General features: G+C 68.7%; 20 protein-coding genes. 3 read left to right on the forward strand and 17 right to left on the reverse strand.

Features of this window, described 5'->3' with window-relative positions; all coding sequences use genetic code 11:
• Nucleotides 1-13 precede the first annotated feature (13 nt).
• The 7 genes from ITJ68_RS05135 to ITJ68_RS05165 form a co-directional block, all read right to left on the reverse strand.
• Complete coding sequence (locus ITJ68_RS05135; RefSeq protein WP_194660265.1) at nt 14-418, reverse strand: hypothetical protein; 405 nt, start codon at nt 416-418, stop codon at nt 14-16.
• 359 nt (nt 419-777) lie between these two features.
• Complete coding sequence (locus ITJ68_RS05140; RefSeq protein WP_194660266.1) at nt 778-1974, reverse strand: MFS transporter; 1197 nt, start codon at nt 1972-1974, stop codon at nt 778-780.
• Nucleotides 1975-2013: 39 nt separating this feature from the next.
• Nucleotides 2014-2409: a low molecular weight phosphatase family protein gene (locus tag ITJ68_RS05145; RefSeq protein ID WP_194660267.1), complete on the reverse strand. Its 396-nt coding sequence runs from the start codon at nt 2407-2409 to the stop codon at nt 2014-2016.
• Nucleotides 2410-2420: 11 nt separating this feature from the next.
• Nucleotides 2421-3854, reverse strand: coding sequence for an FAD-dependent oxidoreductase (locus ITJ68_RS05150; protein ID WP_194660268.1), 1434 nt, complete (start codon nt 3852-3854; stop codon nt 2421-2423).
• Nucleotides 3855-3871: 17 nt separating this feature from the next.
• Nucleotides 3872-4288, reverse strand: coding sequence for an arsenate reductase ArsC (locus tag ITJ68_RS05155; protein ID WP_194660269.1), 417 nt, complete (start codon nt 4286-4288; stop codon nt 3872-3874).
• A gap of 20 nt (nt 4289-4308) precedes the next feature.
• A complete protein-coding gene (locus ITJ68_RS05160) occupies nt 4309-5712 on the reverse strand; it encodes an arsenic transporter (protein ID WP_194660270.1) in 1404 nt (467 codons plus the stop codon).
• Entirely contained in the window at nt 5712-7100 is a 1389-nt protein-coding gene (locus ITJ68_RS05165; RefSeq protein ID WP_194660271.1) for an FAD-dependent oxidoreductase, read from the reverse strand. The genes ITJ68_RS05160 and ITJ68_RS05165 overlap by 1 nt, the downstream gene beginning before the upstream one ends.
• Nucleotides 7101-7216: 116 nt before the next feature.
• Between ITJ68_RS05165 and ITJ68_RS05170 the strand changes: the two genes are divergently transcribed.
• Entirely contained in the window at nt 7217-7570 is a 354-nt protein-coding gene (locus tag ITJ68_RS05170; RefSeq protein ID WP_092091712.1) for an ArsR/SmtB family transcription factor, read from the forward strand.
• A 357-nt stretch (nt 7571-7927) separates the two neighbouring features.
• Here the strand turns inward: ITJ68_RS05170 and ITJ68_RS05175 are convergent, their stop codons facing one another.
• The 10 genes from ITJ68_RS05175 to ITJ68_RS05220 form a co-directional block, all read right to left on the reverse strand.
• Nucleotides 7928-8566, reverse strand: coding sequence for a cation diffusion facilitator family transporter (locus ITJ68_RS05175; protein ID WP_194660272.1), 639 nt, complete (start codon nt 8564-8566; stop codon nt 7928-7930).
• A complete protein-coding gene (locus ITJ68_RS05180) occupies nt 8563-8910 on the reverse strand; it encodes an ArsR/SmtB family transcription factor (RefSeq protein ID WP_194660273.1) in 348 nt (115 codons plus the stop codon). Before ITJ68_RS05180 ends, ITJ68_RS05175 begins: the two co-directional genes overlap by 4 nt.
• Nucleotides 8911-9040: 130 nt before the next feature.
• Entirely contained in the window at nt 9041-9778 is a 738-nt protein-coding gene (locus tag ITJ68_RS05185) for a cytochrome c biogenesis CcdA family protein (protein WP_092091718.1), read from the reverse strand.
• The gene (locus tag ITJ68_RS05190) at nt 9775-10266 is read right to left on the reverse strand and encodes a signal peptidase II (protein ID WP_175529455.1); all 492 of its coding nucleotides are present in this window, start codon (nt 10264-10266) and stop codon (nt 9775-9777) included. The genes ITJ68_RS05185 and ITJ68_RS05190 overlap by 4 nt, the downstream gene beginning before the upstream one ends.
• A 20-nt stretch (nt 10267-10286) precedes the next feature.
• Entirely contained in the window at nt 10287-10895 is a 609-nt protein-coding gene (locus ITJ68_RS05195) for a cadmium resistance transporter (protein WP_194660274.1), read from the reverse strand.
• A 297-nt stretch (nt 10896-11192) separates the two neighbouring features.
• Nucleotides 11193-11879 (reverse strand): M23 family metallopeptidase, encoded by a 687-nt coding sequence (locus tag ITJ68_RS05200; protein WP_194660275.1) that lies wholly within the window; start codon nt 11877-11879, stop codon nt 11193-11195.
• 370 nt (nt 11880-12249) lie between these two features.
• Complete coding sequence (locus ITJ68_RS05205) at nt 12250-12852, reverse strand: DUF305 domain-containing protein (protein ID WP_194660276.1); 603 nt, start codon at nt 12850-12852, stop codon at nt 12250-12252.
• Nucleotides 12853-12956: 104 nt separating this feature from the next.
• Nucleotides 12957-13418: a hypothetical protein gene (locus ITJ68_RS05210; protein ID WP_194660277.1), complete on the reverse strand. Its 462-nt coding sequence runs from the start codon at nt 13416-13418 to the stop codon at nt 12957-12959.
• 96 nt (nt 13419-13514) lie between these two features.
• On the reverse strand, nt 13515-13829 hold the full coding sequence (locus ITJ68_RS05215; RefSeq protein WP_194660278.1) for a metal-sensitive transcriptional regulator: 315 nt from the start codon (nt 13827-13829) through the stop codon (nt 13515-13517).
• A gap of 38 nt (nt 13830-13867) precedes the next feature.
• Nucleotides 13868-14353, reverse strand: coding sequence for a hypothetical protein (locus ITJ68_RS05220; protein WP_194660279.1), 486 nt, complete (start codon nt 14351-14353; stop codon nt 13868-13870).
• 314 nt (nt 14354-14667) lie between these two features.
• On the opposite strand from ITJ68_RS05220, the gene ITJ68_RS05225 reads away from it, so the two are divergent.
• Together ITJ68_RS05225 and ITJ68_RS05230 are read left to right on the forward strand one after the other, a co-directional pair.
• Nucleotides 14668-14895, forward strand: a complete 228-nt coding sequence (locus ITJ68_RS05225) for a heavy-metal-associated domain-containing protein (RefSeq protein WP_111058318.1) — start codon at nt 14668-14670, stop codon at nt 14893-14895.
• On the forward strand, nt 14892-17093 hold the full coding sequence (locus ITJ68_RS05230; protein ID WP_194660280.1) for a heavy metal translocating P-type ATPase: 2202 nt from the start codon (nt 14892-14894) through the stop codon (nt 17091-17093). The genes ITJ68_RS05225 and ITJ68_RS05230 overlap by 4 nt, the downstream gene beginning before the upstream one ends.
• Nucleotides 17094-17128: the final 35 nt, after the last annotated feature.

Consider the following 17128-nt stretch of genomic DNA (forward strand, 5'->3'; position numbering starts at 1 on the left):
GCCCAAAGACCCGTCAGTCGTCGTAGACAAACGAGGTCGCAGCGGCCACGAGGTCGTCCCTCACCAGCGCAGGCCGATTTTCACGGAGCAACAGGGCTGGCGCCTCGTCACCCAGAATCGGATCTTTGCCGCGGAACCACGTTTGAACTGTGGGAGGCGAGTAGCGCTCGTTGAGCATTGCCGCGATCCTGTACGACAGCCTCAGCCGATCGATCTGTGTCGCCGGAGGCAGCGCAGAACCGTCAGCCCATTTAGACACGACGCTCGTAGCTTTCGCAGATGCGATGAAGGCCACAAGCTGCGCTCCGAGCAGCCCGCGAAGCCCCTCGACGAGTTCAGCAACGCCCAGCGTGAGGGAGTGCTCGTATGCGCCAAGACCTGGCCGCTGCGTGCCGCGCGTTCCCTTAGTCTCAGCCATGCCTCATCGTATGCCGCCGATGAGGTCAGGGAAGGGAAACAGTTGCCGGAACTACCGACGAACGGCCATGGCAGCGCCCTTCGCACGCACCTCCCGAAACGCCTACTTAAACGCGCGACCGGAACCAGTTAGGGGAGCCGAACCCGTCGGTACGTTGAGCGACCGCCTGGAGCATCCTCAGCTCTGTCGCTGCTCAGTGCCTCATGGGTTGGCTGCCGACCACGTCGAGCCGGACGCGATGGCTGTCGTGATCCGTGCTCTCGCCTCCAGCGACGCCAGTCATTTCAAGGCTTGGGTTCGATGCATCTGGGGAGCAGGCTGCACTCCGTGTCAGTGCTACTGATGCCTGTGACTCCGGCTCACAACCTTCGAATTTCGGTCTGATGTGTTCCGACGAGCAGCGCAATGCCGCCGATCGCCGCCACAGTCGCGCACAGCAGTGCGGTGATCGCGCCGTTGGTCGCCTGGAGGAGGGCGGCGCCGACTGCTGGTGCGATCGCGGTGGCGATGGTCACCGGGGCGGCGAAGATCCCGGTGAGGTGTCCAGTGTTCGCTGTGCCCCACCGGTCGACGACGACTGAGGCCTGGATCAGGGTGAGGGAGCCGCGGGCTGCACCAGCGAGGATCGCCAGGCCGATGGCCGACGGCAGAACACCGGCCCCTGCTGCGAAGCCGGCCAGGGCGATCACCGCGACTGTCGCGACCGCAGTGACCGCCGGAAGGGTCGTTGTGCCGCGTCCGAACGCGAAGAACGCGCGGCCGGCGACCTGTCCGACGCCGACGAGGCCGAAGGCGGTCGCGGCGGCCGCGGCGGCAAGTCCTGCGCTGGTCAGGAGGGGCACGAGGTTGATGGTGAGGGCGTACAGCGCGAGCGCGAGGCCGGTGACGCCGATCTGCAGGAGTAGGAACGGTCGCGATCGTGCGATCCGGCGGACTCTGAAGAAATTAGCGCGCGGACCTACCTCAGGTACGCCGTCGATGCGTGGCCACCGACGTGGAAGGAGGGTGGCGTGGATCGGGCCCACGGTGACGAGCAGGATTCCCGCGAGGATCAGGAAGCTTCCGCGCCATCCGAGGCCGTGTGTGAGGGCGACGGCGATGGGCGCGAAGATCGTCGAGGCGAGCCCGGCAGCGAGAGTCACAACGGTCAGAGCAGTGCCACGGCGGGCGCCGAACGTGGTGTTGATGACCGTGAACGCCGCCTGGTACAGGGTCGCGGACTGGCCGAGACCGACGACGCACCATGCTGCGATGAACAGTGGGAACGAGGGTGCGACGGCGACCGCCACGAGGCCGACTGCGCCGACGACTGTCCCGACCGTCATCGCCAGGCGCGGTCCGGCCCGATCGAGGAGCCGCCCGACTGGGACCCCGGCGGCGGCGGAGAGGATCAACCCGGCCGAGAACGCCGTGGTGATGAGAACCACGGACCATCCGGTGTCTCCGGCGATCGCGGTACTCGTGGCGGGGAGGGCGTAGTACAACGTTCCCCAGGAGATGACCTGCGACACGGACAAGCCGATCAGCAGGAGCGGGTGCCGGGGCTGGTCAGCCACGGTGTGCGCGGTGTGGTCCAGCTCCCGCCCGTACCGAGATCACTGCTGGAGGAGCTCGTGCTGGATGCGGTCCGCGACGGCGTCGCGCAGAGGGCGGACGTCCTCGGGTGACCGGGAGGTCGGGTCGGGGAAGGACCATTCCAGGACCGTGCCGCGCGGCGTGGCTTGTAGCTCCAGGCCGGGCTTCATCAGCACGACGATGTCGGCTGCCTCGAGGAGTTCCGCGGTGACCTTTCGGGGTGTCCGGTCGGTGATGTCGAGGCCGAGTTCACCGACGGTCGCGGCGATCGAGGGGTTCACTTCGTCGGCGGGGCTGATGCCGGCGGAGGTGGCTGTGTATCGGTCGGAGGCTGCGATTTCGAGGAGGGCGGCGCCGAGTTGTGAGCGTCCGGCGTTGTGCTTGCAGATGAACAGGACGGTCGGCTTGGTCGTCATGAGGGTTCCCGTCAGTTGGCGCAGCACGAGCTGCTGTCAGTGGTCGACGTGGGCTCGGGGGCTGCGCAGCACGACGCCGGCTCCGGAGCTGTCACGTCCACGCTCGGGGCAGCGGTGGTCGCGCTCTCGGCGCTGCTCGGGGTGGTGCAGCAGGAGGATCCACCGAGATCCGTGGAGCAGACACCGGTCTCGGGGAGGACGAGTTCGACCAGGCGCGCGGCGGCGTGGTCGCCGGCGAGCTCAGCGGCGATGGAGCGGACCTGCTCGTACCCGGTGAGGAGCAGGAACGTGGGTGCACGGCCGTAGGACTTCATCCCGGCGATGAAGAAGTTCGGCTCCGGGTGCGCCAACTCTGCGACTCCGTGCGGGGGCACGGACCCGCAGGAGTGCAGGTTCGGGTCGATCAGCGGTGCGAGGGCCCGGGGTGCCTCGACAATGTCGTCGAGGCCGAGCCGGATCTCGCGGAGCATGCCGAGGTCGGGCCGGAAACCGGTCGCGTTCACGATCACATCGACGGTCACCGCAAAGGGCTCTCCGGCGCGGCGGCCGGTGACGGTGACCTGGTCGCCGTCGGGTCGGACGTCGTCGATCTCGTACGAGGCGATCTGCTGCACCTGACCGGACTCGACGAGCCCGTGGACGGTGGAGCCGAGCTGGCCGCGGGCAGCGAGCCCGTCGGCGGCGTCCGCTCCGAGCCGGGCGGTGCCCGGGTTACGAATCGCCCAGAGCACGTCGGTGCCGGGTGTGTCCTTCGCAAGCGCGGCGAGCTTGATGAGCGTGTTTGCCGCGGAGTGGCCGGCGCCGACGACGAGGACCCGACGACCGGCGAACCGGGCCCGGTCTGCGCCGAGGACGTCGGGAAGTGCGTGGACGACCCGGTCGCCGAGATCCGCGGCAGGTGCGAGCCCGGCGGCAGTGAGGGGGTTCGGTGACGTGTAGGTGCCGGAGGTGTCGACGACCGCACGCGCGGTCACGTCCGTGACGCCGTCGGCGGTGTGGAGGCGGAGCAGGAACGGGGTGTCGGCGCGGCCGGTGGAGCGGGTGCGGTCCATGCCCTGCCGTGACACCGCCTCCACGCGGGTGCCGTACTGGATCACCGGTGCGAGCTGCGGTGTAGCAGCCAGGGGCGCCAGATAGGTGTCGATGAGGTCCTGGCCGGTGGGCAGCGACGACGCACGGGGTGCTTCCCAGCCGGTGGCTTCCAGGAGCCGCTGGGCGGCGGGGTCGATGACGTACTGCCACGGGGAGAACAGGCGCGTGTGCCCCCACGCGCGGACGCTGGTCCCAACGGTCGGGCCCGCTTCGTAGACCACGACGTCGAGACCCTGCTCGAGGAGGTGTGCGGCGGCAGCGAGTCCGACGGGGCCGGCACCGATGATCGCGACGGGCAGTCCGGTGAGGCGGTCCGCGTCAGTCCGGGGTGGGACGGTGAGGGTGAGCGTCATGATCCTGGTCCTGTCGGTTAGGCGGTTGCTTCGGCGGGGAGCAGCTCGGCGAGGAGCGTCTGGACGCGGTGCTTGATGTCGTCGCGGATGGGGCGAACGTCCTCGATGCCGCGCCCGGCGGGGTCGGTGAGGTCCCAGTCCTCGTACCGCTTGCCGGGGAAGATCGGGCACGCGTCGCCGCAGCCCATGGTGATGACGGCGTCGGATTCGCGGACGGCGTCGGTGGTGAGGATCTTCGGCTGGTTGCCGGCGATGTCGATGCCGTCTTCGGCCATCGCCTGGATCGCGATTGGGTTGATCTGGTCCTTCGGCTCTGAACCGGCGGAGAGGACCTCGACGCGGTCGCCGCCGAGGGCCTGGGCGTAGCCGGCGGCCATCTGGGAGCGTCCGGCGTTGTGGACGCAGACGAACAGGATCGTGGGCTTGTCACTCATGGGTGTGTGTCTTTCCGGGTTCAGTGGATGAGGGTGAGCCAGCCAGCGAGGGCGGCGAGGGTGACGGCGAGGACGGGGATGGTGAGGACGATGCCGGTGCGGAAGTACTGCCCCCACCCGATGTGGATGCCCTTCTTCTCCAGCACGTGCAGCCACAGCAGCGTTGCGAGGGAGCCGATGGGGGTGATCTTCGGGCCGAGGTCGGAGCCGATGACGTTGGCGTAGACCATCACCTCGTGCGTGAGCCCGGTCGCGCCGGCGCCGCCGATGGCGAGGGCGGCGATGAGGACGGTGGGCATGTTGTTCATCAGGGACGCGAGGATCGCGATGGTGAACCCGACGCCGAGCGCGGTGACGAGGACCCCGTGGTCACCGAACACGTCGAACAGCGTCGCGAGGTGGTCAGTGAGGCCCTGGTTCTGGAGGCCGTAGACGACGAGGTACATGCCGATCGAGAACAGGACAATCTGCCACGGCGCCTCCCGGATCGTCTTCCATACCGGTATCACCCGCCCCGACGGCGCACCCGACCCGCCGCCCCCAGCGTTGACGGTGGCTGTGCCCCCGGTGGTGACGAGGACCGGCGCGGCCTCGGCACGGGCGAAGAGGAACGCGGGCTGCCGGGCGGCGACGAGGACGATGACGACGGCTCCGACGCCGGCGACGGCTGCGAGGGGCACGCCGAGTGGGTCGGCGGCGAAGTAGCCGACGAGCAGTAGCGCGAGGACGACCCAGCCGGCGCGGAACGTCGCCCGGTCCTTCACGGCTGCGGCGGGGCTGGTGAGGGCGAGGACGTCGTACCGCTTCGGGATGCTCTTGCCGAAGTAGGCCAGCAGCATGCCGAGGGAGGCGAGGACGGAGACGATGCCGACGGGGATCATGACGGCGGCGTACTCGGCGAAGCCGAGGTGGAAGTAGTCGGCCGAGACAATGTTGACCAGGTTCGACACCACCAGCGGCAGGCTGCCGGTGTCGGCGATGAACCCGGTGGCGAGGATGAACCCCAGCGCCGCCTTCTGCGGCATGTTCAGTGCTCGGAGCATCCCGACGACGATCGGGGTGAGGATCAGCGCGGCACCGTCGTTGGCGAACACCGCGGCGATGACGGCGCCGAGACCGACGATGAGGACGAACAGCAGCCGGCCGTTGCCGCGGCCCCAGCGGGCAACGTGGAGGGCTGCCCACTCGAAGAACCCGGCCTCGTCGAGGATCAACGAGATCAGCACCACCGCGACGAACGTCAGCGTCGCGTTCCACACGATCCCGACCACGGTCGGGATGTCGGAAAGGCCGACGACGGTGGTGGCGAGGGCGATGACGGCGCCGATGAGCGCGGTGTAGCCGATCGGGAAGCCCTTGGGCTGCCAGATCACCACCACGAGCGTCGCGACGAAGATCGCCGCAGCGACCACAGCCAGCACCATCAGGCGCTCACCCCTCCCTGGTTCGTTGCGGCGGCGGCGCGTTCCCAGCCCTGCGCGGCGACCTGCACGGCGTCCCACGGGGACCCGAGCGGCGGCGTGTAGCTGAGGTCGAGATCGATCACGTCATCCACCGTGAGTTCCGCGTGGAGGGCAGTGGCGAACGTGTCGATGCGCTTGCTGATCTCCGCGGTCCGCTGCCCGACGATCTGCGCACCGAGGAGCCGACCGGTGGCCTGGTCGCCGGTGACGCTGATCGTCAGCGGGACGGCGCCCGGGTAGTACCGCTTGTGGTCATCCGCCACCGTCACCCGAGTCAACGGCGACACGTCGAGTGACTCGGTTTCGTGGTGGCGGAGGCCGGTGCGGGCGGCGACGAGGTCGAACACCTTCACCACCTGCGTCCCCACCGAACCGGCGAACGTCTTCGAGCCGCCGAGCATGTTCTCCCCGGCGACACGGCCCTGCTTGTGCGCGGTCGTCCCGAGCGGCAGCCAGGTGGTGCCGAGAAGCCGGTGGTGCGTCACGACGCAGTCGCCGGCGGCCCACACGTGCGGTACCCCGGTCCGCATGGACGCGTCGACGACGATCGCGCCGGCCTGCCCGAGCTGTGCTCCGGCGGCGACGGCGAGGTCCGTGACCGGGCGGACGCCGACGCAGACCACGACGAGCGCGAACGTGCCCTCCGCGTCACCGGACGTGGAGCTGGTGGCGACCCGCCACTGCCCACCGCCTGCCGGGGTGATCCCCGTGACGGTGGAACCGGTCAGGACGGTTGCGCCGTGGCGGCGGACCTCGGCGGTGACGAGGGAACCGAGTTCCGAGTCGAGGGTGGAGAGCACTTCCGGGCCGCGCTGGATCAGCGTCGTGTCGAACCCGCGGGCGACGAGGCCCTCGGTCATCTCCAGGCCGATGTACCCGGCACCGACGACCGCGACCCGGCTCCCCGCCGGCAGGAGCTCGAGGGCTGCGACGACCTGCTCGGCGTCGGTCATGGAGTGCAGCAGGTGGATGCCCGGCTCGCCGAACGGGACCCCGGCCGGGCGAACCGGCTCGGCGCCGGTGCCGATCAGCAGCTCGTCGTAGGCGACTTCCTCATCGCCGGCGGGGCCGGTGACGGTGAGCCGGCGCCGGTCGACGTCGACGGCGGAGGCCCACGTCGAAGAACGCACAGTCATGCCGGCGGCTTCGAGGTCGGCGCGGGTGCGGTGCGCGAGGGACGCTTCCGTGGCGACGTCGCCGGAGACCCAGTACGGGATGCCGCAGATGGAGAAGTTCGGGAACTCGTCCGCGAGCACTACCGTCACATCCGTCGACGGGTCGAGTTCACGGGCGCGGAGCGCTGCGGCGATGCCGGCGTCGCTGCCACCGACGGCGAGGAGGTGAGTCATCAGGCTGGTCCTTCACGGATCGAGCGGGAGCCGAGAGCCGGCGCGTACATCGAAGCACGTCGATATCGATGAATGCAAATATAGACGCGTGTCGAAGTCCGTGGGAGGATGAGCCCATGACGATCGAGCTGCTCCCCATTCAGGACGTCACCGCGTGCTGCTCACCCGTCACGACCGAGGCGATGGACCAGGCATCCGCGGAGGTCCTCGCGAAGTCACTCAAAGCGATCGCCGACCCGGCACGGCTCCGGCTCATCTCGATGGTCGCCGCGCACGACGGCGCCGAGGCGTGCGTCTGTGACCTGCAGGAACCGCTCGGCCTGTCCCAGCCGACCGTGTCGCACCACCTCAAGGTCCTCGTCGACGCCGGGATCCTGCACCGTGAGAAGCGCGGCACGTGGGCGTACTTCTCCCTCGTCTCTGGGGCCCTCGACACCCTCGCCGGCCTCATCACCGCACCGACGAAGTAGGCAATCAAGCCGTTCCGGTCGAGCATCGATCAGAGGTGGAGCCCTTTGAACTCGGGCAACTCTTCACCGAAATGGGGCGCCACGCTCAAAGACCGCCAGCAGGCGGGTACGTCAACGGGCCAGAGCAAGCCGAGGTTGGAGGGTTTGTAAACGGTCGGCGCACGTTGTCCGCTCTTGAAGCTCCGACTGCAGTGCCACGATGACATCGCGATCGTTGTGACCACCATCAGTGCCGCTCCGACCGCGCCGGCTCCGGTCGATTGGGCCGGCGCAGAGTAATGGGTCTGACTGTCTCGTTAGCGGATCTGTATCGGAAACGTCGGGCACTGCGCTCCGCGTCGCTCGGCGATGTTCGTTCTAGTCGTCATCGTCGTGTTCCACGAGTTCGCCTTCCCATGCTTCGCGTCCTTCGTGGATGGCGAAGAGAGCGATGACGAACCCTGCGACGGGATCGAGCCAGGCTGCGCCGGTGAGGGCGTAGAGGATGAGTCCGATGAGGGTCGAGACGCTGAGGAGGACGCAGATTCGGGTTTCTGCCGCGTCGGCGAGGATGAGCGGGTCGCCGAGCTTCTTTCCGACTCGGGTCTTGAGTGCGGCAAGGACCGGCATGACGATGATCGAGAGGATGAGAAGCACGACGCTGACCGGGGAGGTCTCGGGGGCTTCGTGGGTGATCAGGCTGCGGATGCCATCGATCACGACGTAGGCGGCGAGGAGGAAGAACGTCACGGCGACGAACTTCAACGTGCGTCGCTCCTTGGTCTCATCCGCTTTGCCGTGACGGAGCCGCGCGGCGAGGCGGATGCCCACCAGCACGGCAACGATTGATTCGATTCCGGAATCGATACCGAACCCGATGACGGACACGAGTCCCGCGGCGATCCCCGCGGTGATGGCAACGATTCCTTCGAGGACGTTGTACGCGACGGTGAACTGCGCAAGGCGGAGCCCTCGTCGGGTGAGCTGCTCCCTTTCAGTTTCGGTGAGCGTGCTCATTCGCCAGCCCTCGCGTCCGAGCCGTAGGTGCCGCAGAGATCGACCTGGTAGCCGGTGGCCTGCAGCAGTGCCTCCGCGGACTCGAGGAGGTCCATCAACTCGGGACGGGAGAGGCTGTAGAACACTTGCCGGCCCTGCGCCCGCCCCTCCACGAGCGCGCAGTCGCGCAGGCATGCGACGTGCTCGGAGAGGGTCGATTGAGCAAGACCGAGCTCCGCGACGAGGTCGCTCACGCGAGCTTCCCCTTGGCGGAGTCGGCGCAGGATGCGCAGACGGGTCGGGTCTGCGAGAGAGTGGAACAGCGATACCGCGGCAAGATCGCCCCGCGCTTCTACGATCGGCATATGCCGATGATATCGGCGTAGCGCGGTTCGTGCGTTCAAGGTGGGCTACCGGTTCTGGTCGGTGCTTGCTCGATCGTGCTCATGGGGATGCCACCGACGACCATGCGTTGTAGCGGGCTGCACGTGGGCGTTAGAGGAGCGTGACGTACTGGCCGATGTGTGCGCCGACCGTGTACATCAGCGATGACCACAGTCCGGTGACCATGAGGACACCGATGAGGATCAGCGTGCCACCACCGATCAGGTTCACGGTCCGTAGGTGCCGTTTGACGCGGCTGATCGCGGTGGTGGCCCAGGTGGTACCGAGGGCGAGGAGGAGGAAGGGGATGCCGAGTCCGAGGCAGTAGGCGACGCCGAGCAGGACGCCGTTCCAGGTGCTCGCGGCTTGCAGGCTCAGCAAATTGATCGCGGTGAGGGTCGGGCCAAGGCAGGGGGTCCATCCGAGCCCGAACACGATCCCGAGCAGGGGTGCGCCGGCGATGCCGGTGGCCGGTTTCCATCGTGGTTTGAGGGTGCGCTGCAGGATCCCGAAGCGGCCGATGAACACGAGTCCCATGATGATGACGAAGCCGCCGAGGATCTGCGTGAGCAGGTCGCGCCAGCGGATCAGCCAGAAGCCGGCGGCGCCGAATGCGGCGGCGTAGGCGACGAAGATGACGGTGAAGCCGAGGATGAACAGGAGCACGCCCAGGGTGAGCGTGCTGCGGCGGCGTTGTTCTGCGACACCGCCGATGAAGCCGAGGTACCCGGGGACGAGTGGGAGGACGCATGGTGAGAGGAAGGACACCAGCCCGGCCAGGAGTGCGACCGGCACGGCGATCAGGAGCTGTCCGCTGAGGATCGCTTCCGCGAAGGGGTTCCCGGTCACGCTGATCGCTCCGTGGGCGCGGGCTCGTCCTTGTGCCTGCCCGGCATCAGGAAGCGGATCGCGAATCCGGCGATCCCCAGGGTGGCGAAGATGTCGGCGACGTTGAAGATGGCGAACCAGTCGATGTTGATGAAGTCGACGACTTCGCCAGTGAGCGGTCCGGACTCGGCGCGGGTGATGCGGTCCCAGAGGTTGCCTGCGGCCCCGCCGACGGCGACGCTCATCAGCCCAGTGGCGAGCATGTCGGCGCCGCGCACGGCGCGCACGACTGCCCACGTTGCCAGGCACAACGTCAGGGCGATGATGCCGAGTGCGAGCGGCGGCCCCATCTCGTTGCCGAGGCTGAAAGCGACGCCGGGGTTGAACACGAGCTGGAGGGTCGCACCCGGAGCCAGCTCAATTGTGCGCGACGGGCCGAGGTCGGACAGTGCCCACGCTTTCGTGAGCTGGTCGATGGTGAGCGCGGCCCCGGCGATCAGCAGCACCACGACCACTCGGATACCCGCTCTCACGAGAGCACGTCGATGAGGCGCATGATCACACCGGACTCGATCAGGATGTAGAGGCCCAGGCCCGTGAACACGGCGGGCACGAGCCAGTGCTCGATCTTCTCGAGGGCTTCCGTGACGGTCTTGTTCGTCCCCACGAAGCGAGCCACGAGGCACCACACCGCGACGAGCACAAGGAACACCGCAATCGTGACCACGGTGTCCGGGATCGGGGTCGTCCGGAACACCGGCGTGTAGAGGGAGATGTTGTCGGCGCCGTTGGCGATGGTGATCCCCGCGACCCCGAGGACCCCACCCGCGCGCACCGCCGAGTCGTCGTCGTCGTCATCACCGCGTCGTCGCAGAGCACGGACCAACCCCACCAGACCAATACCCAGGGGGATGAGCCCCAGCAGTCCCACCCACTTGTCCGGAACGATGGTGAGTCCCGCGGCAGCGAGGACACTGATCGCGACGAGGGCAATGAAGCCGGCGTACTGACCGACGACGACCTTCCACCCCGGCAACGTTCCACGCGTCGATGCGAGGAACAGGACCGTCAGGACCACGACGTCATCGATGTTGGTGGCAGCAAAGAGCCCCACCGCCGCCGCAATCGTGCCGATCATCGGTTCGGCTCAGCAAGGGGCGGCCGCCGCGCAGCTGCCATCACCCAACAGGTAATCGCCATACGCCGATCATATCGCCTTGGACCGATGAAGGGCGACGTGCAACTGCCGTGCCTCCACCTCACTGCAGGACGCAAGCGATAGCCCGCCGCGAAAACGACGACACCGAGCCCTCGGTCTATATCGCCGGTTTCGCTGCGACGTTTGTGGTGATCGCTCTTCGCTAACCGCCGGCCCGGAGGCGATCGCCGGCGCGCGATTAGATTGTCGCCGCGGAGCGGGCTCGGTGGGCACCGCTCAAAGAGTGCGTCCGGCATTAGTGGTGAGCCAGGCGATGGGGTCGATCGGGGTGGTGCCGCCGAGCATGACCTGCAGGTGCAGGTGCGCGCCGGTGCTGGCGCCGGTGTTGCCGACGAGGCCGACGAGCTGCCCGACGGCGACGCTTTGCCCGGCGCGCAGCGGTGAGGAGCCGAAGATCATGTGCGCGTAGAGGGTGGAGATGGTCTGCCCGTCGATCTGGTGGTCGATGATGACGTACTGGCCGTACTCCGGGTGGGTGCCCGAGATCCGGACGGCGCCTGCGGCGACGGCGCCGATGGGGGTGCCAGCGCCGGGGGTGATGTCGGCGCCCTGGTGGATCGACGAGCACGCGCCGCACGGGGCGAGGCGGGGGCCGAATGGGGAGCTGACCCGGATGCTGCCGGCGATGGGCCAGCGGATATCGCCGGCGCCGGTGTTCACGATCGTCCCGGTCGCCGCGACCGCGGCCGTGCTGCCCGCTGCCGTGGCGCTGTTCGTGGTGGTCTTGGTGATCACCGGCTTCACGACGGGTTTGGTGACGGTGTAGCCGTCCCGGTCGACCGTCACGGTCAGCCCGGTCGCGGTGAAGCTCTGCCCGGCAGCGGCGGGGGCGCCGCCGGGCACGGTGACGGCGGGGCCGGTGGATGCTTGTGCGGGAAGCGCTGCGGCGGTGAACAGCGCCATCGCTGCCGCAGCTCCGGTCAGGGGGATTGCCGCCAGCGCCCGGGAACGGAGCGTCCGCGTCGGTGCCGGCGCGGTCACCGTCACGGCGGCCAACGGCGGCCGACTCACGGCTGGGCTGCGGCGGGTACGGAACGGTAGCGGGGCGGCGGGTACGGCGCGCTCGGCGGCGAGGGCTTCGCGGCGCGTCAGCGGCGTGACAGTGGGGGTGTGGGGGTGCTGCTGGGGCACAGGCAGGCTCCAAGAACGGCGGACGGGATCATCCCGCAAGAAGAAACAGGGCCGCTCGACGGGGTGCTCGAGCGGGAGAGGAGGAAGGCCGGTCGGGGGCCGCGGCAGGGAAGGGGGACTCCGCCGCGACCCGCGGCCGGGGTCACATCGACGCGAGCATGTCCTTCATCTGGTTGATCTGCTCGGTCTGGCTCGACACGATCGACTTCGCCATCGCGACCGCGTCAGTGTTCTTGCCCTTGTCGACTTCGGTCCCCGCCATGTCGACTGCGCTGGTGTGGTGCTCGACCATCTGCTGCAGGAACAGCTTCCCGGCGTCCGCCGGGGAGGCGCTGTCGAGGGCGTCCATGTCGGAGTCGGACATCATCCCCGACATCGAGGAGTGGTCCATCCCCGACATGCTGGAGGCTTCGGTGGGCTCACCCCACTGCTTCAGCCAGCTAGTCAGGGACGTGATCTCCGGGCCCTGCTCCGCCTTGATCTGCTGGGCGAGAGTGACGACGTCAGCGTCCACGTCGGAGCCCTTGGCCAGGAGCATGTCGCTCATCTCAACGGCCTGCTTGTGGTGCGGCAGCATCTGCTGCGCGAACATGACGTCCTGGTCGTTGTGCGCCGACGCCGCCGACGCCGCCGACGAGGAGGAGCTGTCCGAGGAGCCGGCGTTGTTGGTGGAGCAGCCGGCGAGGGTGAGGCCGATGGTGAGGGCGGCGGCGGCCGCGAGAGTGCGCGTGATGGTGGTGTTCATGGATCCGTTCCCGTGAATGCGTCAGGTGTTCCGGGCAGGCGAATACCTGCCCGTGTTCTGGGCATGCGGGAGTTTCCGAAGGGAGCGCTCCCGCCGGGGATGGATCAGATACGGATGATCTGCAGCGCCATCAGTGATGGCGGCTTTGGTGCCGCGACGCGGCGTGCGACACGGTCCCCGAGGGCGAGGAGGCGTGCGAGGACGTAGAGGACCCCGCCGTTCCGAGCGCGCAGCAGCGCCCACGCGAACAGGGCGATGGTCAGCGCGCACGCCATCCCCATCAGGGAGCACATCAGCGCGCACAGGCCGCCATCGCAGCCGGCATCACTGAGCACGCTCATCACCGCACCAGCCGGCGCGGCCGCATGACCATCGTGTCCGGTTGCGTCGCTGTGCGTGTGTTCGGCCGTCATGCTCGATGTGGCGGTCATGGCGTGCTCGCCGGTGGTCGCGTGGCCGAGCATGCTGTGCATCAGGACCGTGAACCCGACCAGCAGCAGCAACGCCAGCACCGCCGTGGCCTGCAGCAGCAGGCGGCGGCGCGTGGTGTTCGCGGTGGTGATCATGCGGATCCGTACTGATGGCTGGTCGGGGTGCGGTTTTCTATGGTGCAGGACGAGCGCTGAGAGGACAACCGCCCCGTCTGGTGGGCGGAGAGCTGGTTAGGCGCGCACGAGGCGGGCGATCGCGTCGGAGGCTTCCTTGAGCTTCACCGCGGCAGCGTCGCCGCCTTCGGCGACGGCGTCGGTGACGCAGTGCGCGAGGTGGTCATTCAGCAGGCCGAGCGCGACGGATTGCAGCGCCTTCGTCATCGCGGACACCTGGGTGAGGATGTCGATGCAGTACTGCTCCTCATCGACCATCCGCTGCAGGCCGCGGGCTTGCCCCTCGATGCGGCGCAACCGTTTGAGGTAGTCCTCCTTCGCGGTGATGTACCCGTGGTGGTGCTCTGCTGCGGGCGCGGTGGTGTCGGTCATGGACGCTCCTCGGGGTTCACCGTTTACGCTAGCGGCGCTCATGACGCCGTCGACCAATCGAACGGGGTCGGCGCGATCGGCGTACCGGACCCACGGGTGATGACGATGGCGATGTCCTGCTGGTCCTGCAGTTCCAGATCCGGCAGCGGCGTGGTGGTGCGGGTGCCGTTGACGAACACGGCGACGTGCCGGTCGTTCTTCCCGTCGACGTACCCGCCGACCTGCCCGTCTCGCAAGGTCACGTCCCACTCGGTGAAGAGCTGTCCGAGGGTGAACGGCTGCACCTTCGCGGATTCGACGTGCACGATGCCGGAGGTGTCGTGGGTGTGCAGTGCGGACATACCGCCCCGCTGCACGTCGACGCCGATGTTCGCCGGCACCGCCACCGGCTCCCCGTCCACCGATACGGACAGATGCTGATGGGTGTGCAGCGCCGCACCTTCCATCCCCGCCACCTCGAGCCCGGCAGCCTTCGCCCGCGCCGCCGGATCCGCGGGGGCCGGCCACGGCGGGGCCGCCGTCACCCCGGACGCTGTCGGTGCCGTGTCGTCGCCACGGGTGAGGGCGGCGACTGTGATCGTGGTGACCGCGGCGAGGACGACGACCACGGCGGCGCCCAGCAGCCACCACCGGCGGGTGCGACTGCGCTGCTGTTCCGCTCTGCGGTCAGCGGCTTTTCGCCGCGCCTCTTCGCGCCGATCAGTTCTGGTCACCATCACGTCCTCTTCCCGGGTGCCGGTTCGGCGGATTGGGAACACATCCGCTCATCCGGCGTTACACTCGCTACGGTACCCCCCTAGGGTACCTTATGAACGTGAACGACGAAGGGATCACCACGATGAGCGAGCAGCTGACGAACACCTACGGCATCACGGGCATGACGTGCGGGCACTGCGTGATGAGTGTCAACGAGGAACTCGTCGCCGTGCCGGGCGTCACGGACGTGACGATCGACCTCAACGTCGGCGGTGTCTCCACCGCTCGGGTGACCAGCACCCGCGACCTGCCGCAGGAGGAAGTCTCCGCCGCTGTGGAGGAGGCCGGCTACACGTTGGTCGCATCATGACCACGACCAGCACCCCGCCGGTTGAGCTGACGATCGAGGGGATGACCTGCGCGTCGTGCGCGAACCGGATCGAGCGGAAGCTGAACAAGCTGCCCGGCGTGACCGCGAGCGTGAACTACGCCACGGAAAGCGCCTCCGTCACGCTCCCCGCGGACCTCGCTGTCGACGACGCGATCCGGACCATTGAAGCGGCCGGGTACGGCGCGCGCCTGCCCGAACCGCCCGGTGCGGACACCGACGAGCTCGCGCCGCTCCGGCGGCGCCTGATCGTGTCCACGGTGCTCGCCGTCCCGGTGGTGGCGCTGTCGATGGTCCCGGTCCTGCAGTTCCCGGGATGGCAGTGGGCCGTTCTGGTGCTGGCGCTGCCGGTCGCTGTGTGGGGTGCGTGGCCGTTCCATCGTGCTGCCGCGATCAACGCCCGGCATGGGGCCGCGACGATGGACACCCTCGTCAGCGTCGGCGTCGCCGCCGCGACCGTGTGGTCCGTCTGGGCGCTCGTGTTCGGCGGCGCCGGGCACATCGGGATGCAGATGGCGTTCTCCTGGTTCCCGCACCCGGGCGCGGCTCCGGAGCCGTACTTCGAAGTCGCCGCCGCGGTGACGGTGTTCCTCCTCGCCGGCCGGTACTTCGAGGCCCGCGCGAAGGACCGCTCCGGCGCCGCCCTGCAGGCGCTCCTCGCCTTGGGTGCACCGACGGCGCGGGTGCTCCGAGACGGTGTCGAAACCGAGGTGCCGACCGCAGCACTGCAGGTCGGGGACCGGTTCGTGGTCCGTCCCGGTGAACGCATCGCCACCGACGGAACCATCACCGATGGCACGAGCGCGATCGACACCAGCGTGATGACCGGTGAAGCGGTCCCCGTCGAGGTTGGCACCGGCGACACTGTCACCGGTGCGACCGTGAACGTCGGCGGCCGACTCATCGTCGAAGCCACCCGCGTCGGCCAGGACACGGAGCTTGCCCGCATCGGCCGGCTCGTCGTGTCCGCGCAGACCGGCAAGGCCGAGGTGCAGCGCCTCGCCGACCGGGTCTCCGCCGTGTTCGTCCCAATCGTCATGGCCCTGGCGGTGCTGACCCTCATCGGGTGGCTGCTGCTCACCGGCGACGTGCAAGCCGCGTTCACCGCTGCCGTCGCGACCCTGGTGATCGCCTGCCCCTGCGCCCTGGGGCTGGCAACTCCCACCGCGCTGCTCGTCGGCACCGGACGTGGCTCCCAGCTCGGGATCCTCATCCGCGGACCCCAGGTCCTCGAGGCCACCCGCCGGATCGACACCGTCGTGCTCGACAAGACCGGCACCGTCACCACCGGCAAGATGAGCGTCCACCAGGTCACCGCCGTCGCCGAGGAAACCGACACCCGGGTGCTCGCCCTCGCCGCCGCCGCGGAAGCAGGATCAGAACACCCGATCGCCCGCGCCATCACCGCAGCCGCCACCGACCACCCCACCGCGGACACGTTCCAGTCCACCGCCGGGCTCGGCGTCCAAGCCGTCGTCGACGGCACCCTCGTGCTCGTCGGCCGACCCGCGTGGTTGACCGACCAGTGGGCCATCACCATCCCCGAAGCGGTCACGGACGCGGTCCGGACCGCGGAACAGGGCGGCGCGACCGCGGTCGTTGTCGCATGGAACGGCGCAGCCCGCGGCGTCATCAGCGTCGCGGATACCATCGCGCCGACCAGCCCGGACGCGATCCGTCGCCTGCACGACATGGGGCTGCGCACGATCATGCTCACCGGCGACGCCGAAGACGTAGCCCGGACCGTCGCCGCCGAGGTCGGCATCGACGACGTCGAAGCCGAGGTGCGCCCCGAAGACAAGTACCAGACCGTCACCCGGCTGCAGCAGCAGGGCCGATCCGTGGCGATGATCGGCGACGGCGTCAACGACGCCGCCGCTCTCGCCGCCGCGGACCTCGGGATCGCGATGGGTAGCGGCACCGACGCGGCCATGGAAGCCGCCGACATCACCCTCATCCGAGCGGACCTGAGCGCCGCCGCGGACGCGATCGCGCTCGCCCGCCGCACCCTCGGCACGATCAAGGTGAACCTGTTCTGGGCCTTCGCCTACAACGTCGCCGCGATCCCGCTCGCGATGGCCGGCCTGCTGAACCCGATGATCGCCGGCGCCGCGATGGCCCTGTCCTCGGTGTTCGTTGTCAGCAACAGCCTGCGCCTGCGCACGTTCCAGCCTCGCTGACCGGCGGACACCGGGCCCGCCGCCCGCCTACACTC

The sequence above is a fragment of the Curtobacterium sp. VKM Ac-1395 genome, from assembly GCF_015350975.1.
In the GTDB taxonomy this organism is placed as follows: Bacteria; Actinomycetota; Actinomycetes; order Actinomycetales; family Microbacteriaceae; genus Curtobacterium.